Genomic DNA, 25699 nt, shown 5'->3' with positions numbered 1-25699 from the left:
GTCGCCGGTACGGGGCGCGGGGGTGTCCTGGGGGTGAATCCTACGGGGCGCGGGAAACGGAGGGGGGCCGGGAGGGGCGGGGGTGCGGTGCGTCAGCGGGCCGTCACACGCTTCTCCGTCGCGGGCGCGTCACGTCCCCGCGCTCCCCGTCCCGAGGATGCCGCGCTCGTACCCCCGCGCGACGGCGGCGGCGCGGTCGGTGGCGCCGAGTTTGGCGTAGAGGTGGGTGAGGTGGGTCTTCACCGTGGCCTCGCTGAGGAAGAGGAGGCGGGCGATCTCGCGGTTCGGCGTGCCGCGCGCGACGAGCGCGAGGACTTCGCGTTCGCGGGCCGAGAGGGCGGTACGGGGCGGGGCCTCGTCGGCGGCGGGCGCGCGCAGCGAGGTGACGAGGCGCGAGGCGACGGCCGGGGCGAGCACGCTGCGGCCCGCGGCCGTCGCCCGTACCGCGGCGAAGAGTTCCTCGCGCGGGGCGTCCTTGAGCAGATAGCCCGTCGCGCCCGCCTCGATCGCGGGCAGCGTGTCGGCGTCGCTGTCGTACGTGGTGAGGACGAGGACCCGCGCCCCGGTCCAGGCCCGTGGTGAGTTCGTCGAGGAGGAGGACGCGGGGGCGGCCGAGGAGGGCGAGGGCGATCGAGAGGCGCTGCTTCTGGCCGCCCGAGAGCTTCGCCCAGCGCGCGTCGAGACGGTCGCCGAGCCCGAAGCGCTCCGCGAGGGCGCGCCAGTCGGCGGGGGCGGGATGGAAGGAGGCGTAGAGGAGCAGGGCCTCACGCACAGTGATCTTCGGGGGGAGGGCGCTCTCCTGGAGCTGCACGCCCAGGAGGCGGCTGACGGCGGGGTGTTCGGCGCGGGGGTCGAGTCCGGCGACGCGGACGGAGCCGCCGTCGGGGACGCGCAGCCCCGCGACGCACTCGACGGTCGTCGTCTTGCCCGCCCCGTTCGGCCCGAGGACGCCGAAGACCTCGCCCTCGTGCACGCGGAAGGTGACGCCGTCGACGACGGGGCGTCCCGCGTAGCTCTTGCGCAGGTCACGTACGTCAACGAGGACGGGCGCCGCGTTTGCGGCGGGGCTCTCGGGGTCCGGGTGAGCGGTCATGGCACCAGGCTCGCGGGGCGGACGGGCGCACGGTATCGGCCACTTCGCCAGGGACCATCATCCGATCGGTCGATGGTGCTCGCGCGGCGGTGGGCGGGGCGCGGCGGGGCGGTCGGCCGCCGCGCGGTGGCCGGATGTTTGGGGCGTACAGGGAAACTCGGTGGGCATTGTCAGTGGCGGAACGTAACCTCGCCGCTGTGACAGCAGAACTTCCCGACTCCCCCAAGGGCCGCTCGGCGGCGCGGACCCTCGCGCGCCTGTGGCCCTACGTCCGACCGGTGCGGGCCCGGCTCGCGACCGCCGCCGTGATCGCCGTGCTCGCCTCCTGCGTGGGCCTCGTGGTGCCGCTCGTGCTCAAGGCGATCGTGGACGGCCCTGTCGCGGGCCACGACCCGGGCGGGGTGTGGCTCGGGGCGCTCGGGCTGCTGCTGCTCGGGATAGCGGAGGCGGGGCTCTTCGGCTTCCGGCGCTGGCTCGTGGCGAGACCGCTCGCGGGGGTCGAGGCGGAGTTGCGGCGGGACCTGTTCGGGCGCCTCCAGCGCCTGCCCACCTCCTTCCACGACCGGTGGGCCTCGGGCCAGTTGCTCTCGCGCGCGACGACCGACCTCATGATGCTGCGCATGTTCCTCGCCTTCCCGCTGACCTTTCTCCTGGTCAACGGGGTGACGATCGTCGTCGGCGTGGTGATCCTGGTCATCCAGGACTGGGGGCTCGGGCTGCTGCTGCTCGTCCCCGTGGCGCCGCTGGTCCCGGTCTGCACGTACTTCGAGCGCCGGTACAGCACCGCGGCGCGCCGGGCGCAGGACCAGATCGGGGACGTCACGACGCTCGTCGAGGAGAGCGTGCTCGGCATCCGCGTCGTGAAGGGCTTCGGCCGGCACCGCAGTCAGGCGCGCGTCTTTCGCGCGCGGGCGAAGGAACTGCGCGCCACGGAGCTGCGCAAGGCGCACCTGCTCGCGTGGATCTGGGGCGTCATCACGACGCTCCCGGAGCTGGCGATCGTGACGGCGCTCGTACTCGGCACGATCCGTGTCGCGGACGGCGACCTCTCGGCGGGCACCCTCGTCGCCTTCCTGTCCACGGCGCTCGCGCTGCGCTGGCCCGTCGAGTCCATCGGCTTCCTCCTCGCGATGTGCCAGGAGGCGGCAGCGGCGGCGGAGCGGTACTTCGAGGTCATGGACGAGCGGCCCGAGGAGGACGTCCCCGCGCCCGCCCCGGTCGCGGCGGCCGTGGCGCCGGGCACGCGCGACGGGCTGCGCTTCGCCGGGGTCGGCTTCCGCTTCCCGGACGCCGCGCCCGGTGCGCCCGCGCTGCTCGACGGCGTGGACCTGCACGTACGGCCGGGTGAGACGGTCGCGCTCGTGGGCGCCACGGGCTGCGGCAAGACGACGCTGACGCACCTCGTACCGCGTCTGTACGAGCCGAGCGCGGGCCGGATCACGCTCGACGGCGAGGACATCACGGCGATGCCGCGCGAGCGGCTGCGCTCGCTCGTCGCCGTGGCCTTCGAGGAACCGACGCTCTTCTCGGCGTCGATCGCGGAGAACGTGCTGATGGGCGCGGGTGCCGAGGCCGGGACGGAGGACCTGGCGCGGGCGCTCGACGTGGCGCAGGCCGGTTTCGTGAAGGACCTGCCGCACGCCGAGCACACCGAGGTGGGCGAGCAGGGACTGAGCCTGTCGGGCGGGCAGCGGCAGCGGCTCGCGCTCGCCCGCGCGGTGGTGGGCTCGCCGCCCTTCCTCGTGCTCGACGACCCGCTCTCGGCGCTCGACGTCGCCACCGAGGCGGCCGTGGAGGCGGCGCTGCGCCGCGTCCTGGAGGGCACGACGGCGCTCGTCGTGGCGCACAGGCCGTCGACGGTGCAGCTCGCCGACCGGGTCGCGCTGCTCTCGGGCGGCCGGATCACGGCCGTAGGCACTCATCACCAACTGCTGCGCGAGAACGCCGAGTACGCCTGGCTCATGTCGGGTGCGGAACGGGCCCTGGAGGGACAGGCATGACGACGGGAGCCGACGAACGAAGGCCGGGCGGAGCGGGCGAGGAGGGGGCCGAGGGTACGGGCACGGAGGCGCTGCTGACCTCCCCGCCCGCGGCCGTACCGCCGGTCCCGAAGGAGACCGCACCGGCGAGGACGACAACACCGGCGGCCACCGCCCCGGATGACGCGGCCCCCGCGGCCACCGCCCCGGAAGACGCGGCCCCGCCCCCCGATCCCTTCGACCAGGACGATCTGCCCGTCGCCAAGGGCGCCACCCGCGCGCTGCTCGGCGCGCTCCTCCGCCCGCACCGGGGGCGGGTCGCGCTCACGGTGCTGTTCCTGCTGCTCCAGCAGGCGGCGACCCAGGCGGGCCCGCTCCTCGTCGCGTACGCGATCGACCACGGCGTCCCGGCGGTGCGCCGCGAGGAGTACGGTCCGCTCATCGCGCTCGGCACGGCCTACGCGCTGTGCGCCCTCGGCTCGGGCGTCTTCCAGTTCCTGTACACGAAGCTGTCGGGCCGCGTGAGCCAGGACGTGCTGCTCGATCTGCGCGGGCGGATCTTCCGGCACGCGCAGGCGCTGAGCGTGGACTTCCACGAGCGGTACACGTCGGGGCGGCTCATCTCGCGTTCGACGACGGACGTCGAGTCGTTGCGCGAGCTGCTCGACGAGGGCCTTCAGGAGCTGATCAACACGCTCCTGTCCTTCCTGTCGATCTCCGTCGTGCTGCTCGTGCTCGACCTGTGGACGGGCGCGCTCGCCGTGCTCTCCCTCGTGCCGCTGTACCTGCTCGTGCGGCTCTACCAGCGGCGCGCGGGGCGGGTCTTCGCGCGGCGCTCGACGGCGATCGCCTCGGTCATCGTGAAGTTCGGCGAGACGATGAACGGCATCCGCCCGGTACGGGCCTTCCGGCGCGAGGCGGTCAACGACGCCGAGTTCGGCGCGCTCAACCGGAAACACGAGCGCAGCAACGGCGACGCGCTCATCGAGATGGCGCGGTACGTGGTCGGTTCGCGGCTCGTGGCGAACACGACGATCGCCGCGATCGTGCTGTGGGACGCCTACCGGGTCGCGGACGGGACGCTCGCGCTCGGCACGCTCGCGGCGGCGGCGCTGTACCTGCGGCGGCTGTACGACCCGATCGACCGGCTCGGCCAGTTCCTCAACGCCTACCAGTCCGCGGCGGCCTCGCTGGAGAAGGTCGCCGGGCTGCTCGCGCAGGAGCCCGGCGTGCCCGAGCCGGCGGTGCCGCGCGAGCTGCCGCCGGCCAGGGCCGCGCTCCCCGGCCGTCAGGTCGATTTCGACGGTGTCTCGTTCTCTTACCGCACGGGCGGTGAGGTGCTGCCGCGCTTCGGCCTGCGGCTGGCGGCCGGGCAGACGGTCGCCGTGGTCGGTTCGACGGGCGCGGGCAAGTCGACGCTCGCGAAGCTCCTGGCCCGCTTCTACGACCCGACCGAGGGCCGTGTCCTGCTCGACGGCACCGATCTGCGGGACCTGCCCATGCCGGAGCTGCGGCGCGGGGTCGTCATGGTGACGCAGGAGGCGTTCCTCTTCTCGGGGACGATCGCGGACAACATCGCGATCGGCCGCCCGGAGGCGAGCCGTGCCGAGATCGAGCAGGCGGCGAAGGCGATCGGGGCGCACGAGTTCATCGCCGCGCTCCCGGAGGGCTACGACACGGACGTACGCAAACGCGGCGGGCGCATCTCGGCGGGCCAGCGCCAGTTGGTCGCCTTCGCCCGCGCGCTGCTCGCCGACCCGGCGGTCCTGATTCTGGACGAGGCGACCAGCTCGCTCGACATCCCGGGCGAACGCGCGGTGCAGGAGGCGATGGAAACGGTGCTCCACGGCCGCACGGCCGTCGTCATCGCCCACCGTCTCTCCACGGTGGCGATCGCCGACCGCGTCCTCGTGATGAGCCGGGGCCGGATCATCGAGGACGGCACCCCGGAACAACTCATCGCGGGGACGGGGACGTTCGCGGGGCTGCACAAGACGTGGCGGGAGAGTCTGGCCTGACGCCCGGCGTGGGGCGGCCCCGGCGATCGTCGGGGCCGCCCCACGCGGCGGGGTGAGCGGGGCGCGTACGGCCCGCGTCACGCGCGGCGCCGGAGCCGCGTCGCGATCAGCACGCCCACCAGGACGAGGGCCGCGTTGACCGCGAGTGCGGTGGTGACGCCGTGGCGGACGGCCGTGGCGGTGGCGGCGCCCGCCGAACTCGCCGTGACGACCGCCGACATGAGCGGTGTGCCCATCGTGATGCCGATCTGCTGGGACATCGAGGCGAGGCCCGTGGCGAGGCCCTGTTCCTCGTCGGGGAGGCCGCTCGTCGCCGTGACCATGAAGCCGACGATCACGAGCATGTTGCCGACGCCGCCGAAGAACGTCGCGGGGAGCAGGAGGCCGAGCGCCGCGCCCGCGCTCGTACCGAGGAGACCGAGGAAGAGCAGCGCGGCCGTGAAGACGGTCTGGACGAGGCCGCCCGCGAGGAGCGCGGTGCGCGTGGACGTGCGGGCGATGACCCTCGGGGCGAGGAGGCCGCCCGCGACCGTGCCGAGTCCGAGCACACCGAAGGAGACGCCCGCGGCGAGCGGCGAGAAGCCCAGGGTCTTCTGGAGGTAGAGGGTCAGGAGGTAGACGAGCGAGGTCTCGGTGACGAAGGCGAGCAGGCCGAGGACGTTGCCGAGCGCGACGCCCCGGCGGCGCAGGACGCGCGGCGGGACGAGCGGTTCGCGCGCCGTGCGCTCGACGAGCGCGAACACGGCGAGCAGGACGGCCCCGCCGAGCAGCCCGGTCAGCGCGCGCCCGCTGGCCCACCCGTACTCGCCCGCCTGCGTGAGCCCGTAGACGAGACCGAGCAGACCGAGCGTGACGGCGAGCGCGCCCGGCAGGTCGAGGCGCGGGCGCACCGCGGGTCGCGACTCCTTGATGACGGTCGGCGCGATCACGAGGACGGCGACGGCGACGGGCACGTTGACGAAGAAGGCCCAGCGCCAGGAGAGCAGGTCCGTCAGCACGCCGCCGAGGATCGCTCCGGTCGTGAACCCCGCGGACATCAGGGCCCCGTTGATGCCGAGCGCCTTCTGCCGCAGCGGGCCCTCGGGGAAGGACGTCGTGAGCAGCGAGAGGCCCGCCGGGGTCGCCGCCGCCGTCGCGAGGCCCTGCGCGACGCGGGCGGCGATCAGCACGCCGGGACTCGTGGCGAGGCCCCCGGCGAGCGAGGCGGCGCCGAGGAGCGCGAGGCTCCCGAGGAAGATCCGTTTCCGGCCGATCAGGTCGCCGATCCGGCCGAAGAAGAGGGTGAAACCGGCCGCGCACAGCGCGAAGGCCGTCGCGATCCACTGGAGGTTCGCGAGCGAGAAGCCGAGCCCCTCACCGATGGCGGGCAGCGCCACGTTCAGGATCGAGAAATCGACGGCCAGCATGAACTGGGCGACGAGCAGGACGGCGAGGACGAGCCCGAGCCGCCCGGTGAGGCGCGGCGCGCCGGGCGGTGGGGGCGGCGCGGCGGGCGCGGGGGTTTTCGTGGTCTCGGTGCGGAGTACGGACATGACGAACCCTTCAGCGGGAGCGGCGGACGACTCGCCCGCCATAAACGGGACTGAATTCCCGTTACGGCGAGAAAGGTAGCACCGTCCGACGCGGTAAGGGAACTCCGATTCCGTTAAGCTGTCGCCATGACCGCCACCCCCGCTCCCGCCCCACCCCCCGGCACCGTGCGCCCCGGCGGGCGCACGGCCCGCGTCCGCGAGGCCGTCCTGCGCGCGAGCGGCGACGCGCTCGCCGAGCGGGGCTTCGAGGCGCTGGACCTCGCCGACGTCGCCCGCCGCGCCGACGTGGGCAAGACGACCGTCTACCGTCGCTGGGGCACCCCCGCCGCACTCGCCGCCGACCTGCTCGCCGACATGGCCGAGCAGTCCCTGCCGCGCGCGGACACCGGCGGCGTCGAGGGCGACCTCCTCGCCAACGCCCGCCTCGTCGTGAAGACCCTCACGGACCCGCGCCAGGGCCGCCTCTTCCGGGCCCTCGTCGCCGCCTCGCTCTGCGACACGGAGACGGCCGGGGCACTGCACCGCTTCTACGAGGTGCGGGTCGCGGAGTGGGCCGGGTGCGTCACGGACGCCGTGGCACGCGGCGAGCTCCCGGCGGGGACGGACGCGCACGCGGTCGTGGCCGCCGTATCGGCCCCGCTGTACTACGCCTTCCTCAATCTCGGCACCCCGCTCACGGACCACCACGCCCGCCGCGCGGCCCACGCGGCCGCGACGGCGGCGCGGGCGGGGGTGTGGAGCGGGGACGCGGAGGGCGAGTGAGGTCCGGCCCACCTCCATCGGCATCGGCGGGGCCGTCCCTCACTTTCCAGCCAACGGCCCGCACCCATCGGGCCCTTGACAGTCCCGCTCACAGCCCTCGCACAGACCCGCCGCACCACCTTGTGGCATGTGCGGGGAAACCGCTCCCCCGGCCTTGTTGAGCTACCGACGCGTAACCCGTGTGCTCCTTCCCGCCGCGCGGGAGGCGCGGCGCCACCACCACAAGCGGGTGGCACGGTTCCGGCCAAGCTCTCTTCGTGGTCATGACACGCGGTGCCCCGCGATGCGAAGGTGGCGATGCGCCACCCCCCACGGTCGGCCACACCCCCCACCCCCCGGGGTCGGATCGTCTCCCCCGACGATCCGGCCCCGCGGCACCCGCACGCCCGTCAGTTCACCGCGCGGCCCGTCGTCCGCCTTCCCACGAGGCACGGCCCCGCCGGGGCACCGCCCTACCCGGGCGAAGGCCCCGCCGAGCCACGACACCGGTCCGCGCTCCCCCCACTGGAACGAATCGACTGGGAGTCAGCGTTGTCCCGTAACCCCGGCACGTCCCGTACCTCCCGTTTCTCCAGAACGGCTCTCGTGACCGCCACCGCGGTCGCCTCCGCCGCTCTGCTCGCGGGGGCCCTCGGCGCCCCCGCCACGGCGGCGGACCGCACCCCGTCCGCGACGCCGCTCACGATGACCGCGTCGCTGCGCGCCGGTCTCCTCAAGGAGGCGAAAGCGGACACGGCGGCCACCGCGCGCACCCTCGGGCTCGGCGCCCAGGAGGAGTTGCACGTCAAGGACGTCGTGCAGGACCGCGACGGCACCGTGCACACGCGCTACGACCGCACCTACCAGGGCCTCAAGGTCCTCGGCGGCGACCTCGTCGTGCACACCGCCAAGAGCGGGAAGCAACTCGGCGTCAACCGCGCGAGCAAGGCCGGGCTCAAGGTGGACACGAGCCCGAAGACGCTCAAGGCCGCGCCGGACAACGCCACGAAGGTGGTGTGGGCGCCCCGCGACGGCAGCCCCGTGCTCGCCTACGAGTCCGTCGCGACGTCCGTCAGGAAGGACGGCACGCCGAGCGAGATCCACACCGTCACCGACGCGACGAGCGGCAAGCGCCTCGCGCGGTGGGACGGCGTCGAGACCGGCCTCGGGCACAGCGAGTACAACGGCGACGTGGACCTCGGCACGAGCGGCTCGGCGGGCGCTTACACGCTCACCGACGCGGACCGCGGCGGGCACAAGACGTACGACCTCGGCAACAGTTCCTCCGGGAGCGGCACGCTCTTCACCGACGACGACGACGAGTGGGGCGACGGCACCGCGAGCGACCCGCAGACCGCCGCCGTCGACGCCGCCTACGGCGCGGCCGAGACCTGGGACTACTACAAGGACGTGCACGGCCGCTCCGGCATCGCCGGGGACGGCAAGGGCGCGACCTCGCGCGTCCACTACGGCAACAACTACGTCAACGCCTTCTGGCAGGACAGCTGCTTCTGCATGACGTACGGGGACGGAGCCGGCAACGCCGCGCCGCTCACCGCGCTCGACGTGGCCGCGCACGAGATGAGCCACGGTGTGACGGCCGCGACCGCGGGGCTCAACTACAGCGGTGAGTCCGGCGGGCTCAACGAGGCGACGAGCGACATCATGGCGACCGCCGTCGAGTTCTACTCGAACACCGACGAGGACCCGGGCGACTACCTCATCGGCGAGAAGATCGACATCAACGGCGACGGCAGCCCGCTGCGGTACATGGACGAGCCGAGCAAGGACGGCGCCTCGCGCGACTACTGGTCCGCCGACCTCGGCAACACCGACGTCCACTACTCCTCGGGCCCGGCGAACCACTTCTTCTACCTGCTGTCCGAGGGCAGCGGCGCGAAGACCGTCAACGGCGTCTCCTACGACTCGCCGACCTACGACGACTCGACGGTCACCGGCATCGGCATCGACAAGGCCGCGCAGGTGTGGTTCAAGGCGCTCAGCGAGTACATGACCTCGACGACGGACTACGCGGACGCCCGCGAGGCCACCCTCAGCGCGGCCGGTGACCTGTACGGGGCCGACTCCGCCGAGTACCAGGCGGTGGACGCGGCCTGGGCGGCGATCAACGTGAGCTGACGGCAGGGCGCACGGCATGAGGTAAGGGGCGTTCACCTGGTGAACGCCCCTTACCTTTCCGCCCGTTCATCGGATCAGCGCACCGCGCCCGCCCGCGTGCGCCACCCTCACCGCATCAGCACGCCTCCCCCGTCCCCCTTCGCCTCCGCGGGCACCGCCACGAGCCCCAGCTCGGCGGGCGAGGCGAGCAGCCGGTGGGCGGGCAGGACACGCACGGTGTAGCCGAAGCTGCCCGTGCGGTCGAGGGCGAGGGGCCCCTCGTACGTCCAGCGGCCCTCCAGGTCGGGCCCGGCCCCGACCGGCTTGAGCGGCACCGTGTGCGGCTCGCTGATCCGGTCGTCCGCGTCGACGCGCCCGGAGACGACCTGCACCTCGACGTCCTCGGGCGCGAGCGCCCCGAGCGAGACGTGCGCGCGCAGCCCCAGGCTCGCCCCGTACTCGGCGCCCGTGCCCGTCGCCGTCGTCTCCGGCTGCTCCACGGCGACCTGTCCCCAGCCCGCGCGCACCCTCGCCTTCCACGCGGCGAGCTGCCCGGCCGCCTCGGGGGTGAGGGCGCGGTGGGCGCGCGCGGCGGGGGCGTAGAGGTCCTCCACGTAGCCGCGGACCATGCGCCCGGCGAGGACCTTGGGGCCGAGGCCCGTGAGGGTGCGGCGCACCATCTCGATCCAGCGGCCCGGCAGGCCCTGCGCGTCGCGGTCGTAGAAGCGCGGGGCGACGCGTTCCTCCAGGAGGCGGTAGAGGGCCACGGACTCCAGGTCGTCGCGGCGTTCCTCGTCGAGGTGCGCGCTGCCGTCGGCGGTGGGGATCGCCCAGCCGAAGTCGGGCTCGTACCACTCGTCCCACCAGCCGTCGAGGACGGAGAGGTTGAGCGCGCCGTTGAGCGCGGCCTTCATGCCGCTCGTACCGCACGCCTCCAGCGGGCGCAGCGGGTTGTTGAGCCACACGTCGCAGCCGGGGTAGAGGGTCTGCGCCATGCCCATGCCGTAGTCCGGCAGGAAGACGATGCGGTGGCGCACGCGCGGGTCGTCGGCGAAGCGGACGAGTTCCTGCACGAGGCGTTTGCCGCCGTCGTCGGCGGGGTGCGCCTTGCCCGCCACGACGATCTGCACGGGGCGCTCGGGGTGGAGCAGGAGGCGCGTGAGGCGCTCGCGGTCGCGGAGCATGAGGGTGAGGCGCTTGTACGAGGGGACGCGGCGGGCGAAACCGATCGTGAGGACTTCGGGGTCGAGGACCCCCTCGATCCAGCCGAGTTCGGCCGCGCCCGCGCCGCGCTGGCGCCAGGAGGCGGCCAGGCGGCGGCGGACCTCGCCGACGAGGCGGGCGCGGAGTTGTCCGCGTACCCCCCAGATGTCCGTGTCGGGGATGTCGGCGACGGCGTCCCAGCGGGGCGAGCCACCGACCGCCATGGCCTCCTCGGCGCGCGCGGCGCCGATGCGTCCGGCGCCGAGCGCGAAGACCTCGGGGGCGACCCAGGTGGCCGCGTGCACGCCGTTGGTGACGGAGGTGATCGGCACGTCCTCGGCGTCGAAGCCGGGCCAGAGCCCCGCGAACATCTCGCGGCTGACCTGCCCGTGCAGGGTCGAGACACCGTTGGCGCGCTGGGCGAGGCGCAGGCCCATGACGGCCATGTTGAACAGGTGCGGCTGTCCGCCCTCGTACGTCTCGCGGCCCAGGCGCAGCACGTCCTCGACGTCGAGCGCGGGCAGTTCGGCGCTGGGCCCGAAGTGGCGGGCGATCAGCTCGGCGTCGAAGCGGTCGATACCGGCCGGGACGGGGGTGTGAGTGGTGAAGACGGTGCCCGCGCGGACGGCTTCGAGCGCGGAGGCGAAGTCGGGGTGCGCGGGGTCCTCACTGGTCAGCAGCTCGTGCACGCGTTCGAGACCCAGGAAGCCCGCGTGTCCCTCGTTCGTGTGGAACACCTCCGGCTCGGGGTGCCCGGTGAGGCGGCAGTAGGCGCGCACGGCGCGGACGCCGCCGATGCCGAGGAGCATCTCCTGGTGGAGGCGGTGCTCGCTGCCGCCGCCGTAGAGGCGGTCGGTCACCTCGCGGGCCGCGCGGTCGTTGTCCTCGACCTCGGAGTCGAGGAGCAGGAGGGGTACGCGGCCGACCGCGGCGCGCCAGATCCTCGCCCGCAGGACGCGCCCGGCGGGGAGTGTCAGGGCGACCTCGGCGGGGGTCCCGTCGGCCTCGCGCAGGAGGGCGAGGGGCAGCTCGCCCGGGTCGAGCACGGGGTACGTCTCCTGCTGCCAGCCCTCGCGGGAGAGGGACTGGCGGAAGTATCCGTGCCGGTAGAGGAGGCCGACACCGATGAGCGGTACGCCGAGGTCACTGGCCGATTTGAGGTGGTCCCCGGCGAGGATGCCGAGGCCGCCCGAGTACTGCGGGAGCGCCGCGGTGACGCCGAACTCGGGCGAGAAGTAGGCGATCGCGCCGGGCAGCGCCGCGGGGTCCCGCTCCTGGTACCAGCGGCCGTCCGAGAGGTACGTGTCCAGTGCGGCGGCGGCCTCGCCGAGGCGCCGTACGTAGCGCTCGTCGGCGGCGAGGGCGGCGAGCCGGTCCTGGGGCAGCGCGGCGAGCAGGCGCAGCGGGTCCTGGCCGCTCTCCTCCCACAGGACGGGGTCGGCGGCGCGGAACACCTCACGCGTCGGGGGGTGCCAGGACCAGCGCAGGTTGCGGGCGAGTGCGTCGAGCGGGCGCAGGGGTTCGGGGAGTACGGGCCGGACGGTGAATCGTCGGATGGCCTTCACGTTGCCGCCTTCGCGTCAGGAAGCTGAACAGACGGCCCGTCACCGGCCGGGCCCGGGGCAGGTCACCAGGACCGCCACCGGCTCCGGTACCGGGACAAAGGCCGCTTCCCGGCGACCCTAGCGCGGGGTGTGCCGCGCCAACCACGGCGCACGCCGGTACCCCCTACGCTCCCCGCGCCCCTCAAATGCGCCCACCGAATCGCCGCGTCCCCGCTCACCAGCCACAATCCGATGGGGCGGGGCCGCACCCCCGGGTGCCGTGTGACGTGGCCGGAATCGTGTCCGTGTTGATGAGCGAGTAGTTAACACGCCGTCGGGTTGCCCATACGGATACCGGGGGAAGGCTTCCGCGGTAGCCCACCGCAGCACCCCTTTTCCATCCACCCACTCGGGTGAACGCGGACAGGAGCGGCCATGCCTCAGGGACACCGGAGAGGGAATCGGGTGAAGACCCGGTCAACGGACGGGTCCGCGCTGCCGATAGACGGTGCGAAGGCCCGGGCCGTCCCCGCGAGGGGGCGGTCCGGGCGACCGGAGCGGTCCGCGCGCGACGCGCCCCCGGAACCCCGCCGCGCCGCCCGACCACCCGCACCCGCACCCGCACCCGCACCCGCACCCGCACCCGCACCCGCACCCGCTACGTCACCAGGTGATGCCGTGAAAACCCCGATCGGCCGCATCCCCGTGCTGGATGTGTCCCCGCTCGTCGACTGCGGCCGCAGGCCCGCCAAGGCCGTCGTCGGCGAGACCTTCGAGATCAGTGCCACCGTCTTCCGCGAGGGTCACGACGCCGTCGCGGCCAACGTCGTACTGAAGTCCCCGGACGGCCGTCCGGGCCCGTGGATTCCCATGCGGGAGCTCGCCCCGGGCACCGACCGCTGGGGCGCCGAGGTGACCCCGGACGTCGAGGGGCGCTGGACGTACAAGGTGGAGGGCTGGAGCGATCCGCTCGCCACCTGGCGCCACGCGGCCGGCATCAAGGTGCCCGCCGGGATCGACACCGCGCTCGTCCTGGAGGAGGGCGCGCTGCTCCACGAGCGCGCCGCGCGCAAGGTCCCCAAGCAGGACGGCAGGCGCGAGGTGGTGCTCGCGGCCGCCGACGCGCTGCGCGACACCTCGCGCACCCCGGGGCAGCGCCTGGCCGCCGCGCTCGCGCCGGAGGTGGTGGAGGTCCTGGACCGGCACCCGCTGCGCGAGCTGGTCAGCTCCTCGAAGCCGCTCAAGCTGCTCGTGGAGCGGCGCCGGGCGCTCGTCGGCTCCTGGTACGAGTTCTTCCCGCGCTCCGAGGGGGCGCGGGTCACGGCGGACGGGCGAAGCCGCTCGGGGACGTTCCGGACGGCGGCCGAGCGGCTCGCCGCGGTCGCCGCGATGGGCTTCGACGTCGTCTACCTGCCGCCCATCCACCCGATCGGGACGACGCACCGCAAGGGCCGCAACAACTCGCTCGACCCGACGCCCGAGGACGTGGGCGTGCCGTGGGCGATCGGTTCGGCGGACGGCGGGCACGACGCGGTCCACCCGGAGCTGGGCACCCTGGAGGACTTCGACGCCTTCGTGGCGCGGGCCCGGGAACTGCGCCTGGAGATCGCGCTCGACTTCGCGCTCCAGTGCTCGCCCGACCACCCGTGGGTCAAGGAGCACCCGGAGTGGTTCCACCACCGCCCGGACGGCTCGATCGCGTACGCGGAGAACCCGCCGAAGAAGTACCAGGACATCTACCCCATCGCCTTCGACAAGGACATGCCCGGCCTGATCGCCGAGACGTGCCGCGTCCTGCGCTTCTGGATGGACCACGGGGTGCGGATCTTCCGGGTGGACAATCCGCATACGAAGCCGGTCGTGTTCTGGCAGAAGGTGATCGCGGAGATCAACGGGCGCGATCCCGACGTCATCTTCCTGGCGGAGGCGTTCACCCGCCCGGCGATGATGCGCACCCTCGCCGCCGTCGGCTTCCAGCAGTCGTACACGTACTTCACCTGGCGCAACACGAAGCAGGAGCTGACGGAGTACGCCCAGGAACTCGCGGGTGAATCCGCGTGGGTCATGCGGCCCAACTTCTTCGTCAACACCCCGGACATCCTGCACGGCTACCTCCAGGACGGCGGGCCGCCGGCGTTCGCCACCCGGGCCGTGCTCGGGGCGACGCTCTCCCCCACGTGGGGGGTGTACGCGGGCTTCGAGCTGTACGAGAACCAGGCGCTGAAGCCCGGCTCCGAGGAGTACCTGGACTCGGAGAAGTACCAGCTCAAGCCGCGTGACTGGGAGGGGGCCGAGCGCGCGGGACGCTCGCTGGCCCCGCTGATCACGAAGCTCAACCGGCTCCGCAGGCTGCACCCGGCGCTCCAGCAGCTGCGCCGGGTGCACTTCCACCACGCGGATCAGGACCAGGTCATCGCGTACTCCAAACGGGCGGGCAACGACGTCGTGCTCGTGGTCGCGAACCTCGATCCCCACCACACCCAGGAGGCGACGATCTCGTTGGACATGCCGGCGCTCGGCCTGGACTGGCACGAGACCGTCCCGGTGCGCGACGCGCTCACCGGCGAGACCTACCACTGGGGCAGGGCCAACTACGTGCGCCTCGAGCCGGGCACCACGCCCGCGCACGTGTTCACCCTGCGACCGTCCCCGCTGATCGGAGGGTCACCCGCATCATGATCGTCAACGAGCCCGTCCCCGACACCTTCGAGGACACCCCGCGCAAGGACCGCGATCCCGACTGGTTCAAACGCGCCGTCTTCTACGAGGTCCTCGTCCGGTCCTTCCAGGACAGCAACGGCGACGGAGTCGGCGACCTCAAGGGCATCACCGCGAAGCTGGACTACCTGCAATGGCTCGGCGTGGACTGCCTGTGGCTCCCGCCGTTCTTCCAGTCCCCGCTGCGCGACGGCGGCTACGACGTCTCCGACTACACCGCCGTGCTCCCCGAGTTCGGGGACCTCGCCGACTTCGTCGAGTTCGTGGACGCGGCGCACCAGCGCGGCATGCGCGTCATCATCGACTTCGTCATGAACCACACGAGCGACCAGCACATGTGGTTCCAGGAGTCCCGCAAGGACCCCGAAGGCCCCTACGGCGACTACTACGTCTGGGCCGACGACGACAAGGCGTACAGCGACGCGCGGATCATCTTCGTCGACACCGAGGCGAGCAACTGGACCTTCGACCCGGTCCGCAAGCAGTACTACTGGCACCGCTTCTTCTCGCACCAGCCGGACCTCAACTACGAGAACCCGGCCGTGCAGGAGGAGATCATCGCGGCGCTGCGCTTCTGGCTGGACCTCGGCATCGACGGCTTCCGCCTCGACGCGGTCCCCTACCTCTACGCCGAGGAGGGCACCAACTGCGAGAACCTGCCCGCGACGCACGAGATGCTCAAGCGGGTGCGGGCCGAGGTGGACGCGCACTACCCGGACACCGTGATCCTCGCGGAGGCCAACCAGTGGCCCGAGGACGTCGTCGACTACTTCGGCGACTTCTCCAAGGGCGGCGACGAGTGCCACATGGCCTTCCACTTCCCGGTCATGCCGCGCATCTTCATGGCGGTGCGGCGCGAATCGCGCTACCCCGTCTCGGAAATCCTCGCGAAGACCCCGGCCATCCCGGCCGGGTGCCAGTGGGGCATCTTCCTGCGCAACCACGACGAGCTGACCCTCGAGATGGTGACGGACGAAGAACGCGACTACATGTACGCGGAGTACGCCAAGGACCCGCGGATGCGCGCCAACATCGGCATCCGCCGCCGCCTCGCGCCGCTGCTCGACAACGACCGCGACCAGATCGAGCTGTTCACGGCGCTGCTGCTCTCGCTGCCCGGCTCCCCCATCCTGTACTACGGGGACGAGATCGGCATGGGGGACAACATCTGGCTCGGCGACCGCGACGCGGTGCGCACCCCGATGCAGTGGACGCCCGACCGCAACGCCGGGTTCTCCTCCTGCGACCCGGGCAGGCTCTTCCTGCCGACCATCATGGACCCGGTCTACGGCTACCAGGTGACGAACGTCGAGGCGGCCATGTCCGCCCCGGCCTCGCTGCTGCACTGGACCCGCCGCATGATCGAGATCCGCAAGCAGAACCCCGCCTTCGGGCTCGGTTCGTATACGGAACTGCCGTCCTCGAACCCGGCGGTCCTCGCCTTCCTGCGCGAGCTGCGCTCGGAGGACGGGACCTCGGACGACCTGGTGCTGTGCGTGCACAACTTCTCGCGCTTCGCCCAGCCCACCGAGCTGGACCTCCAGGCGTACGCGGGCCGCCATCCGGTGGAACTCATCGGTGGCGTGCGCTTCCCCGCGATCGGTGAACTGCCGTACCTGCTCACCCTCGCGGGCCACGGCTTCTACTGGTTCCGGCTGCGCAAGGACCCGGCCGAGCGCTGAACGGGCGCGGCCCCCGCCCCGCGCGGGGGCCGCGACACGCGTGCGGAGCGGCGGCGCTGCGGTCGCCGTGCCCCATACGTACCCGTATGGTTTCGGCCAGGGAAATCCCGTACCAGACCCGTACGTCCGTTGGGTCCCGACCCGCATACTGTGTCCCACCCCGGGCACCCTCCCGGAATACCGGCACCACCGACGGGTCGGCCCAGCGAACGGCCCGTCACCGTACGGACTCCTCCCTACTGCCCCACCGGTCACCGTGGGGCCTGCGCGCCAGGGTCTTACCGCTTCGCGCGGGGCGCGTGAACCTGCTGGTGTACCCGGGGAAAGGACACGACCGCCGCCATGTCGGATGCCCCAAGGACGCTCGTCCCTTCCCCCAGCCCCGTCCCGGACCCGGGGGAACTGCTCGCCTCGCTCGACCCGCTGCTACGCGGCTGGCTGCCCCGGCAGCGCTGGTTCGCCGGCAAGGGCCGCCCCGTCACCGGCTTCACCCTCGTCTCACTCACCGAACTGCTGCCCTGGCGCGGCGGGCGCGGGGGCGGCCCCGGCCTCCTCCACCTCCTGGTCCGCGCCGACCAGGACGCGGACCGCCCGGGCGACTGCTACCAGCTGCTGCTCGGCGTACGGAGCGCACTGCCGCCGCACCTGGCGCACGCGCGCATCGGCCGCCCGGAGTCCGGGCCCTTCGCCGGACACGTCGTGTACGAGGCGCTCCAGGACCCGCGCCCGGCCGAACTCCTCCTGGAACGGATGCGGCTGCCGGGCCGGCTCGGCGCCCTGCGCTTCGGGCACGACGCGCGGACCACGATCCCGGGCGGGCTGACGCCCAGGCCGCTCGGCTCGGAGCAGTCCAACTCCTCGCTCGTATACGGAGATACGTTCATCCTCAAACTCTTCCGGCGGGTCGTGCCCGGGGCCAATCCGGACCTGGAGCTGCCTCTCGCGCTCTCGCGGCAGGGGTGCGCGCGGGTGCCCGCCCCGGTCGCGTGGATGCAGGCGGAGCCGGAGGGCGGCGCGGGCGGCGAGCCGTACGTGCTCGGGGTGCTCCAGCCCTTCCTGAAGGGCTCGGACGACGGCTGGGAGCTGGCACTTGGGCGACTCGCGGCGGGCGAGGACTTCACCGCCGACGCGCGCGCGCTCGGGCGGGCGACGGCCGAGGTGCACACCGCGCTCGCGACGGCGCTGCCCGCCGCGACGCTCGGCCCCGGGCAGCTCGCCGCGCTCGCCGGGGACATGACGCGCCGCCTGGAGGAGGCCGCGGCGGCGGTGCCCGAGCTCCAGCCGTACGTGCCGGGGCTGCGCGCCGCCTTCGCGCGCCTGGCCCTGGCCGGGCGGGAGGGCAGGACGTGGACCGCGCAACGCGTGCACGGCGACCTGCACCTCGGGCAGTGCCTGCGCTCGGCGGAGGGCTACTGGTCGCTCATCGACTTCGAGGGCGAGCCCGCCAGGCCGCTCGCCGAGCGCCGCCACGCCTTCCCGCCCGTGCGCGACGTGGCCGGGATGCTGCGCTCCTTCGACTACGCGGCCCGCTCGCACGAACCGTGGGCGCCGGAGTGGGCCACGGCCTGCCGCGCCGCCTACTGCGAGGGGTACGCGGAGATCGCGGGCCGCGACCCGCGCGAGGACGCGGACCTGCTCACCGCGTACGAGACGGACAAGGCGGTGTACGAGGTCCTGTACGAGGCCAGGCACCGGCCCGACTGGCTCCCCGTCCCGCTCGCGGCGATCGCGCGGCTCGCGGGGGACTCGCAGGCGCGCGAGGCGCGAGAGGCGCAGGCCGCGCGCGAGACGCGGGACCCGGAGCCCGCGCGGCCCGAGTCCGCCCACGTCGCCCCCGCCCGCCAGTCCCCCGTGCGGGGCGGCGCGCGCGGGGGGCCGTCCCGCGAGGAGCCCGGCGCGGGACGCCGTTCCACCAAGCTGCTGTGACCCGCCGGGGCAGCACGCCCCGGGCCCGCGTCCTCCGTTCGACCCGCACCGGCCCCAGGAGGTTTTACCCGTGACCCCCCGCTCCTCGTCCTCGTCCCGCCCCGCCAAGGCCACGAAGGCCCCGCGCCGCAAGCCGGCCGCCCCGGCACCCCAGGAGACGGCTCCCCAGGGGCCGGCGCCCCTGGACCCGGCCGCCCCGGAGAACGCCGCCGCCCCCGAACCGGCGACGCTCCCCGGGAAGGCCCCCGTCCCCGCGCCCGCGCACGAACCCGCCGCGGAATCGCTCCGGGAGCCCGCTTTGGAGTCGCCCCACGCGGTGAGCGCCTGGGACAGGGGGCGGCTGCTCGCCGGGGCGCACCACGACCCGCACGCGGTGCTCGGCGCGCACCCCGCGGCGGACGGCGAGGGAACGGTCGTGCGGGTGCTGAAGCCGCACGCCCGCGCGGTGACCGTGCTGCTCGCGGACGGCGGCCGGGTCCCGCTGGGCTCCGACGGGGACGGCTTCTTCTCGGGCCCCCTCCCGGCGGGGACGCGGCCCGGCACCCCGTACCGGCTGCTCGTCACATACGAGGAGGACGAGGGCGCGCCGCTGGAGGACGCGTATCGCTTCCTGCCCGCGCTCGGCGACGTCGACCTGCACCTCATCGGCGAGGGGCGGCACGAGGAGCTGTGGACGGCGCTCGGCGCGCGCGTCATGGAGCGGGACGGCGTGAGGGGCACGCGGTTCACGGTGTGGGCGCCGAACGCGCGAGGCGTGCGCGTCATCGGGAACTTCAACTACTGGGACGGGACCGGGCACCCGATGCGCTCGCTCGGCGGGACCGGGGTGTGGGAGCTGTTCCTGCCGGGGCTCGAAGCCGGTGAGCTGTACAAGTACGAGATCACGACGCCCGAGGGCCACCATGTGCGCAAGGCGGACCCGATGGCGCGGCGCACGGAGGTGCCGCCCGCGACCGCGTCGATCGTCGAGGAGTCCGCGTACGAGTGGAGCGACGCTGAGTGGCTCGCGCACCGCGGCGACCGCCCGGTGCACGAGGCGCCGTTCTCCGTCTACGAGGTGCACCTCGCCTCGTGGCGGCCGGGGCTCACGTACCGCGAGCTGGCCGAGGAGCTGCCCGCGTACGTGAAGGACCTCGGGTTCACGCACGTCGAGCTGATGCCGATCGCGGAGCACCCCTTCGGTGGTTCGTGGGGTTATCAGGTCACCGGTTTCTACGCGCCGACCTCGCGGCTCGGCACGCCCGACGACTTCCGCTTCCTCGTCGACAGCCTGCACCGGGCGGGGATCGGCGTCCTCATGGACTGGGTGCCCGCGCACTTCCCACGCGACGAGTGGGCGCTGGCGCAGTTCGACGGGCGGCCGCTGTACGAGCACGCCGACCCGCAGCGGGCCTCGCACCCGGACTGGGGCACGCTCGTCTTCGACTTCGGCCGCACCGAGGTGCGCAACTTCCTCGTCGCGAACGCCACGTACTGGTGCGAGGAGTTCCACATCGACGGGCTGCGCGTGGACGCGGTGGCCTCGATGCTGTACCTGGACTACTCGCGCGAGTACGGGCAGTGGTCTCCGAACGCGTACGGCGGGCGCGAGGACCTCGACGCGGTGCGCTTCCTCCAGGAGATGAACGCGACCGTCTACCGCCGCAACCCGGGGGTCGTCACGGTCGCCGAGGAGTCGACGGCCTGGGACGGCGTCACACGGCCGACCGACCAGAGCGGGCCCGGGGGCTTCGGCGGCCTCGGCTTCGGCCTGAAGTGGAACATGGGCTGGATGCACGACTCGCTGGAGTACCTGGCGAAGGAGCCCGTGCACCGCAAGTACCACCACAACGAGCTGACCTTCTCGATGGTGTACGCGTACAGCGAGAACTACGTGCTGCCGATCTCGCACGACGAGGTGGTGCACGGCAAGCAGGCGCTCGTCTCGAAGATCCCGGGCGACTGGTGGCAGCGCCGCGCGACGGCCCGCGCCTACCTGGGCTTCATGTGGTCCCACCCGGGCAAGCAACTCCTGTTCATGGGGCAGGAGTTCGCGCAGGGCTCGGAGTGGTCGGAGGCGCGCGGCCCGGACTGGTGGGTCCTCGACCCGGCGTACGAGGCCTGCGGCGACCACCGGGGCGTGCAGCACCTCGTGCGCGACCTGAACGCCGTCTACACCGCGACGCCGCCGCTGTGGCAGCGCGACACGGACCCGGGCGGTTTCGCGTGGGTCGTGGGCGACGCGGCCGAGGACAACGTACTCGCCTACCTCCGCCACGACCACGAGGGCACCCCGTTCCTCGCCGTGTGCAACTTCTCCCCCGTCGTCCGCGAGCACTACCGCGTCGGCGCCCCCGAGGGCCGCTGGACGGAGGCCCTCAACACGGACGCGGCCCGCTACGGCGGCGGCGGCATCACGGCGACCCCCGAAGGCGGAGCGAGGACGGACCAGACCGGCGCGCACGGCCACGCCCAGAGCCTGGAACTGACGCTGCCGCCGCTCGCGACGGTGTGGTTGCGCCGGGTCTGACCAGGCACTTCCGCGCTGTTACAGGCCCCTGACAGTTTTCCGTGAACTGCGCGGGGGGTGGTGATCATCAGATAGTCCGTACGCACTCACCCGCTGCGGAAAGAGACACCATGTCGATCATCACGCCCCGCGCCGTCCGCACCACCGCCGCCGCCCTCGCCGTCCTCGCCCTCGGGGCCGGGGCCGTCGCCTGTGACGGCGACGACGACTCCGCGAGCGCCGCGCCCACCGCCTCGCAGAACGCGGGCGCGCCCGCGCAGGACGCGTCGAAGGGGGACGACGGCGCCTCGCAGGGCGGCGGTCAGGGCGCGGCACCGAGCGCCGCTCCGAAGGAGGAGGGGCAGAACGACGACGGCATCAACCCCTCGGACGAGGCGGGCAAGCCGAGCGGCGCGCACTGCTCGACGAGCGAGATCGACTTCGACTTCTGGGCGCCGCACGGCGGGAAGCCCGACATGGAGCAGTCGAAGTACCAGCAGTCCGTGACCGTGCGGCTGACCAATCACAGCAAGCGCACGTGCACGCTCAAGGGCTTCCCCGGCGTCCAGCTCGTGAGCGCGAAGGGCGAGCGCTGGGACCTCCCCCGTTCCAACGCCCGGGCCGACACCATGACGCTCAAGCCCGGTGACGACACCGCCCACATCAAGTTCACGATCATGCCCGAGACGGACCCGGACGCGCGGGTGTTCGTCCCGCAGGACGTCGTCATGACGCTCCCCGACGAGACGAAGCAGGTCACGCTGCCGTGGGAGTTCGGCGGCGGCATCCTCGACCAGTCGGGCGCCACGCACCCGGGCACCTTCGTCGACCCGATCGGGCTCTGAGCGCCGGCCGGCACGGGGTGATCCCGGACACCGCGCGGGACCACCCCGTACGCCTCACGCCTGGAGCGCTATGCCTTGAGCGCTATGGCCAGCGCCTCGGGCAGCGGCTCGCTGTGCAGGAGGCCGAGCCGCTGCGTGGGCCGGGTGAGCGCGACGTACAGGTCGGACTCCTCGTACCGCTGCGGCTCCACGGCCAGCACCTCGTCGAATTCGAGGCCCTTGGACTGGCGCGGCGTCAGCAGGACGACGGGCCGGGTCAGGTCGGGGCTCTCGCCCGCCGAGGCGCCGGGCAGGTGCGGGAGCAGCACGTGGTGCAGTTCGCGCGGCGCGATCACCGCGACACGCCCCTCGTCCTCGGTCGCGCGCGCCGCCGCCTCGCCCACGGCGCGCGGCAGTTCGGCCGCCCCGTACGCGCCCGCCCACGGCCGCACGCCCGTCGAGCGGACCGAGCGCGGCGCGGCGAAGCGGGGGTCCGCGGCGCGCGGCACGGCGGCGGCGACGTCCATGATCTCGGCCGGGGTGCGGTAGTTGACGTCGAGACGGCGGTAGGCGTAGCGGTCACCGACGTACGGGGCGAGGACGCTGTCCCAGGAGCGCATGCCCGCCGGGTCGGCGGTCTGCGCGGGGTCGCCGACGAGGGTCATCGAGCGGTTGGGACCGCGCCGCATGAGCAGCCGCCACATCATCGCGGACAACTCCTGCGCCTCGTCGACGATGATGTGCCCGAAGGCCCACGTGCGGTCCTCGGCCGCCCGTTCGGCCGCGCTGCGCCGGTCGCGCTCCTCGTGCCGCTCGGCGAGCCGCTCGGCGTCCACGACGTCCTGCGCGCCGAGCACCTCGGACTCCTCGTCCTCGAACTCGTACGTGCGCGAGGCGGCGGCGACGTCGAGCACGCCCTGCGCGTACGCGGCCTCCTCGCGCCGCCGCCGCGTCTCGGCGGCACGCCGCGCGGAGTCGTCCTCGCCGAGGAGCTCGGCGGCCTCGTCGAGGAGTGCGACGTCGGCGGGGGTCCAGGGCGCGGGCGTGAAGACGCTCCCCGACCACGTGCCCGGCGCGCGGCGGATCACGTCGGCGTCCTCGGCGGCCAGGTGCCCGTGGGCGTCCGGCTCCGCGAGGAAGTCGGCGAGGAACTTCTCGGGGGTGAGGCGGGGCCACAGCGTGTCGATCGCGGCCTGCACGGCGGGGCTCGCGGCGATCTCCTTGCCGAGTTCGGCTACGTCGGTGGGGTCGAGGAAGTTGGGGCCGCCGAAGGGGTCCGCGCCGAGGCGGTCCGCGAGTTGCGCGGTGAGCGCGTCGATGACGCGGAAGGCGAAGTGGGGGCGCGCGAGGTTGTGCGGCACGAGGGCGCCCCGCGCCCGCTCGCGCGCCGCGGCGGCGGTCTCGCGGTCGAGCGTGAGCGTCCCGTAGTCCTCGTGCGCGATCTCCAGGACGGGATCGGGGAGCGCCTGCCGGTCGGCGAGCGTCTTCGCGAGCACGTCGGCCATGCGCGCGTCGCCCTTCACGGCGCTCGCGCGCGGGGAGTCCGTCCCCGTGGCCTTGACGCCCGGGTACAGCTCGCCGGGCGTCGCGAGCCACACGCCGGTCTCGCCGAGCGAGGGCAGCACTTCCCCGATGTAGTTGAGGAAGGCGCCGCCCGGGCCGACGATCAGGACCGCGCTGCGGTTCAGGCGCTCGCGGTCCGCATAGAGGAGGTAGGCGGCGCGGTGCAGCGCGACGGCGGTCTTGCCCGTCCCCGGACCGCCCTCGACGACGAGGACGCCGCGGTGCGGGGCGCGGATGATCTCGTCCTGCTCGGCCTGGATGGTGCGCACGATGTCGCTCATGCGCCCCGTGCGCGCGGCGTTGAGCGCGCCGAGCAGCACGGCGTCGCCGCTCGGGTTCTCGAAGGCGCCGGGGGCGGTCTCTTCCAGGTCGAGGGTCTCGTCGTGCAGCGCGGTGACGGTACGGCCCTTCGTCGTCAGGTGCCTGCGGCGGCGGAGGCCCATCGGGTGCAGGCCCGTGGCGAGGTAGAAGGGGCGGGCGACGGGGGCGCGCCAGTCGATGAGCAGGGGGGTGCGCTCGCCGTCGTCGGCGCGCAGTCCGATCCGGCCGATGTGGTGGGTCACGCCGTCGCGCTGGTCGATCCGCCCGAAGCAGAGTCCTTCCTCGATGCCGTCGAGTTCGGCGAGCGTCCTGCCGTACTCGAAGGCGGCGATCGAGCGCTCCAGTTGCGCCTGATGCCCCTTGCCGACCGGGCGCAGGGCGTCCTCGGCGGCGCCCTCGGCCCGGTCCCTGAGCGCGTCGAGGCAGGCGTGCAGGAGATCCACGTAATCCTGTTCGGTACGCAGCTCCTCGCGGCCCCGCTCGTCCCGACGCCCCTCTTGACCGTTCCCGGCCGTGCCGGTCTCGTTTGACAAGACTGCTCCCTGCCCGTTAAGATTCGAGTACATGCACTTCCGTGTGCCCGAATTGAGGCAGCGCGGAATTGCTCAATATACGCGTCGAAACGCCCCGGCCTCAAGTGGCCGGGGCGTTTTCGCGTCGCGGGGGCTTACTCGTACCGGGCCGCTATGGGGTCAGGGCCGCTACGGGGTCAGGCGGCCATCCGGTCCAGCTCCTCGCGCAGCCTGCGGCCCGAGCGGGCCCCGACGAGCTTGCCGAGGGGTTCGCCGTCGCGGAAGAGGATCATCGTGGGCGCGGCGAGCACCCCGTACCGCGCGGCCGTGAGCGGCGCCTCGTCCACGTCGAGCACGACGACCCGCAGGGCGCCGGACCGCTCCCGCGCGAGGTCGGCGAGCACGGGGGCGAGCTGGCGGCACGGCGGGCACCAGGTCGCGGTGAACTCGACGAGGACGAGGCCGGGGGCGAGGAGCACGTCGCCCTCGAAACGGTCGTCGGTGAGGTGGAGGACGTCAGAGCTGACGGGCATGGTGGTTCTCCTCACGGGTCGGGGTGGCGGACCGCCGGGCGGCCGGCTGGTCGCGTACGGGGGCGAGGGCGCAGCCGGGCTCCGGGGGCGCCTCGCCCGCCAGGGCCCGTACCGCCGCCTCCGCGCGCGCCAAGCGGGTGGCGACGCGGGCGCGGGCGGCGAGGACCTGGGCGACGAGGGCGTCCATCTCGGCGAGCTTGCCGCGGTAGACGCCGAGCGAGGCGGGGCAGGTGTCGCCCTCCTCGTGCCCGGCCCGCAGGCACTCCACGAAGGGCCGCGTCTCCTCCAGGCCGAAGCCGACCTCCTGGAGCGTGCGGATCTGGCGGACGAGGCGGAGGTCCGCCGCGCCGTACACGCGGTGCCCGTGCGCGTCGCGCCGCGCGGCGAGCAGGCCGCGCGCCTCGTAGTAGCGCAGGGCCCGCGTCGTGGTCCCCGCGCGCTCCGCCAGTTCCCCGATGCGCATCTCGCCGTCGTCCATGCCCCGACGGTAGGGCTTGACCCCGGCGTCAAGGCCAGCCCCCGCAGTCACCGCTCCCCGCGCGGGCCGGTCTCTCCCGCCCGTGGCACCGCGCCCGCCCGTGTCACCGCTCCCGGCGCGCGTACGCCGTCCACGTCACCGCGCCGCACACGACGTACACCGCGAGGAAGGCCCCGTAGGCGAGGGGGGCGGTCGTGGCGGGTGTGGCGACGACGGGGGCGGTGGTGGGGGCGGTGATCATCGGTGGGCCTCCTGGACGCGGTGGGCGGTGGCGGCGGGGGACGGCCGGGAGCGGGATGAGGACGCGGGAGGCGGCCGGGGTGTCGAGCAGGGTGCCGGGCTCGCCGGGGCGGGCGGGGCGGATCTGGCCGCGTTCGGGGACGAAGGTGACGGTGGGGTCGGGGGTGCCGGGGGCGTTGGTGAAGG

Annotated in this window: 16 protein-coding genes and 1 pseudogene; 9 read left to right on the top strand and 8 right to left on the bottom strand. The window is 73.5% G+C overall.

Translation table 11 applies throughout. The annotated features are described in order from the left end of the window. Nucleotides 1–129: 129 nt before the first annotated feature. Both ACIP4O_RS14215 and ACIP4O_RS14210 read right to left on the bottom strand, forming a co-directional pair. Nucleotides 130–738 carry a LuxR C-terminal-related transcriptional regulator gene (locus ACIP4O_RS14215; RefSeq protein ID WP_401574948.1) on the bottom strand — a complete coding sequence of 203 codons (609 nt, stop codon included), beginning with the start codon at nucleotides 736–738 and terminating at the stop codon, nucleotides 130–132. Beyond that, a pseudogene (locus ACIP4O_RS14210) lies at nucleotides 638–1093 on the bottom strand (ATP-binding cassette domain-containing protein); the annotation flags it as partial. The pseudogene ACIP4O_RS14210 and the gene ACIP4O_RS14215, both read right to left, overlap by 101 nt. 305 nt (nucleotides 1094–1398) lie before the next feature. Between ACIP4O_RS14210 and ACIP4O_RS14205 the strand changes: the two are divergent. Then, entirely contained in the window at nucleotides 1399–3093 is a 1695-nt protein-coding gene (locus tag ACIP4O_RS14205; protein ID WP_401574947.1) for an ABC transporter ATP-binding protein, read from the top strand. Then, nucleotides 3090–5090: an ABC transporter ATP-binding protein gene (locus tag ACIP4O_RS14200; RefSeq protein ID WP_401574736.1), complete on the top strand. Its 2001-nt coding sequence runs from the start codon at nucleotides 3090–3092 to the stop codon at nucleotides 5088–5090. The genes ACIP4O_RS14205 and ACIP4O_RS14200 overlap by 4 nt, the downstream gene beginning before the upstream one ends. 77 nt (nucleotides 5091–5167) lie before the next feature. Here the strand turns inward: ACIP4O_RS14200 and ACIP4O_RS14195 are convergent, their stop codons facing one another. Next, the gene (locus tag ACIP4O_RS14195) at nucleotides 5168–6622 is read right to left on the bottom strand and encodes an MFS transporter (protein WP_401574735.1); all 1455 of its coding nucleotides are present in this window, start codon (nucleotides 6620–6622) and stop codon (nucleotides 5168–5170) included. A 126-nt stretch (nucleotides 6623–6748) separates the two neighbouring features. On the opposite strand from ACIP4O_RS14195, the gene ACIP4O_RS14190 reads away from it, so the two are divergent. Both ACIP4O_RS14190 and ACIP4O_RS14185 read left to right on the top strand, forming a co-directional pair. Further along, nucleotides 6749–7384 carry a TetR/AcrR family transcriptional regulator gene (locus ACIP4O_RS14190; protein ID WP_401574734.1) on the top strand — a complete coding sequence of 212 codons (636 nt, stop codon included), beginning with the start codon at nucleotides 6749–6751 and terminating at the stop codon, nucleotides 7382–7384. Between the two features lie 585 nt (nucleotides 7385–7969). Beyond that, nucleotides 7970–9502, top strand: coding sequence for a M4 family metallopeptidase (locus ACIP4O_RS14185; RefSeq protein WP_401574733.1), 1533 nt, complete (start codon nucleotides 7970–7972; stop codon nucleotides 9500–9502). Nucleotides 9503–9609: 107 nt separating this feature from the next. Here the strand turns inward: ACIP4O_RS14185 and glgP are convergent, their stop codons facing one another. Next, nucleotides 9610–12249, bottom strand: a complete 2640-nt coding sequence (gene glgP, locus ACIP4O_RS14180; RefSeq protein ID WP_401574732.1) for an alpha-glucan family phosphorylase — start codon at nucleotides 12247–12249, stop codon at nucleotides 9610–9612. 657 nt (nucleotides 12250–12906) lie between these two features. Here glgP and ACIP4O_RS14175 point away from each other — a divergent pair. The 5 genes from ACIP4O_RS14175 to ACIP4O_RS14155 all read left to right on the top strand — a co-directional run bounded on the left by ACIP4O_RS14175 (nucleotide 12907) and on the right by ACIP4O_RS14155 (nucleotide 21887). Further along, the gene (locus tag ACIP4O_RS14175) at nucleotides 12907–14907 is read left to right on the top strand and encodes an alpha-1,4-glucan--maltose-1-phosphate maltosyltransferase (protein WP_401574731.1); all 2001 of its coding nucleotides are present in this window, start codon (nucleotides 12907–12909) and stop codon (nucleotides 14905–14907) included. Further along, nucleotides 14904–16628: a maltose alpha-D-glucosyltransferase gene (gene treS / locus ACIP4O_RS14170; protein WP_093587572.1), complete on the top strand. Its 1725-nt coding sequence runs from the start codon at nucleotides 14904–14906 to the stop codon at nucleotides 16626–16628. The genes ACIP4O_RS14175 and treS overlap by 4 nt, the downstream gene beginning before the upstream one ends. A 342-nt stretch (nucleotides 16629–16970) precedes the next feature. Then, nucleotides 16971–18554, top strand: a complete 1584-nt coding sequence (locus ACIP4O_RS14165; protein WP_401574730.1) for a maltokinase — start codon at nucleotides 16971–16973, stop codon at nucleotides 18552–18554. 70 nt (nucleotides 18555–18624) lie between these two features. After that, nucleotides 18625–21063 carry a 1,4-alpha-glucan branching enzyme gene (gene glgB, locus ACIP4O_RS14160; RefSeq protein WP_401574729.1) on the top strand — a complete coding sequence of 813 codons (2439 nt, stop codon included), beginning with the start codon at nucleotides 18625–18627 and terminating at the stop codon, nucleotides 21061–21063. A 110-nt stretch (nucleotides 21064–21173) separates the two neighbouring features. Further along, nucleotides 21174–21887 (top strand): DUF4232 domain-containing protein, encoded by a 714-nt coding sequence (locus tag ACIP4O_RS14155; RefSeq protein ID WP_401574728.1) that lies wholly within the window; start codon nucleotides 21174–21176, stop codon nucleotides 21885–21887. Between the two features lie 68 nt (nucleotides 21888–21955). Here the strand turns inward: ACIP4O_RS14155 and ACIP4O_RS14150 are convergent, their stop codons facing one another. From ACIP4O_RS14150 to ACIP4O_RS14135, 4 genes are all read right to left on the bottom strand, one after another. After that, complete coding sequence (locus tag ACIP4O_RS14150) at nucleotides 21956–24283, bottom strand: HelD family protein (protein ID WP_401574727.1); 2328 nt, start codon at nucleotides 24281–24283, stop codon at nucleotides 21956–21958. 176 nt (nucleotides 24284–24459) lie between these two features. Continuing rightward, a complete protein-coding gene (locus tag ACIP4O_RS14145) occupies nucleotides 24460–24795 on the bottom strand; it encodes a thioredoxin family protein (protein WP_401574726.1) in 336 nt (111 codons plus the stop codon). Then, the gene (locus ACIP4O_RS14140; RefSeq protein WP_401574946.1) at nucleotides 24779–25258 is read right to left on the bottom strand and encodes a MerR family transcriptional regulator; all 480 of its coding nucleotides are present in this window, start codon (nucleotides 25256–25258) and stop codon (nucleotides 24779–24781) included. The genes ACIP4O_RS14145 and ACIP4O_RS14140 overlap by 17 nt, the downstream gene beginning before the upstream one ends. 118 nt (nucleotides 25259–25376) lie before the next feature. Beyond that, complete coding sequence (locus ACIP4O_RS14135) at nucleotides 25377–25514, bottom strand: hypothetical protein (protein WP_401574725.1); 138 nt, start codon at nucleotides 25512–25514, stop codon at nucleotides 25377–25379. Nucleotides 25515–25699: the final 185 nt, after the last annotated feature.

This window comes from Streptomyces sp. NPDC088923, from assembly GCF_044749745.1.
Lineage (GTDB): Bacteria > Actinomycetota > Actinomycetes > Streptomycetales > Streptomycetaceae > Streptomyces.
Note: the sequence above shows the minus strand (reverse complement) of the source record. Positions and strands in the feature narration are given on the sequence as shown.

Bases quoted from the DNA above. Each gene is read 5' to 3' on its own strand.
- ACIP4O_RS14200 (WP_401574736.1), top strand. From the start codon at position 3,090: ATGACGACGGGAGCCGACGAACGAAGGCCGGGCGGAGCGGGCGAGGAG.
- ACIP4O_RS14195 (WP_401574735.1), bottom strand. From the start codon at position 6,622: ATGTCCGTACTCCGCACCGAGACCACGAAAACCCCCGCGCCCGCCGCG.
- ACIP4O_RS14190 (WP_401574734.1), top strand. From the start codon at position 6,749: ATGACCGCCACCCCCGCTCCCGCCCCACCCCCCGGCACCGTGCGCCCC.
- treS (WP_093587572.1), top strand. From the start codon at position 14,904: ATGATCGTCAACGAGCCCGTCCCCGACACCTTCGAGGACACCCCGCGC.
- ACIP4O_RS14165 (WP_401574730.1), top strand. From the start codon at position 16,971: ATGTCGGATGCCCCAAGGACGCTCGTCCCTTCCCCCAGCCCCGTCCCG.
- ACIP4O_RS14155 (WP_401574728.1), top strand. From the start codon at position 21,174: ATGTCGATCATCACGCCCCGCGCCGTCCGCACCACCGCCGCCGCCCTC.
- ACIP4O_RS14145 (WP_401574726.1), bottom strand. From the start codon at position 24,795: ATGCCCGTCAGCTCTGACGTCCTCCACCTCACCGACGACCGTTTCGAG.
- ACIP4O_RS14140 (WP_401574946.1), bottom strand. From the start codon at position 25,258: ATGCGCATCGGGGAACTGGCGGAGCGCGCGGGGACCACGACGCGGGCC.
- ACIP4O_RS14135 (WP_401574725.1), bottom strand. From the start codon at position 25,514: ATGATCACCGCCCCCACCACCGCCCCCGTCGTCGCCACACCCGCCACG.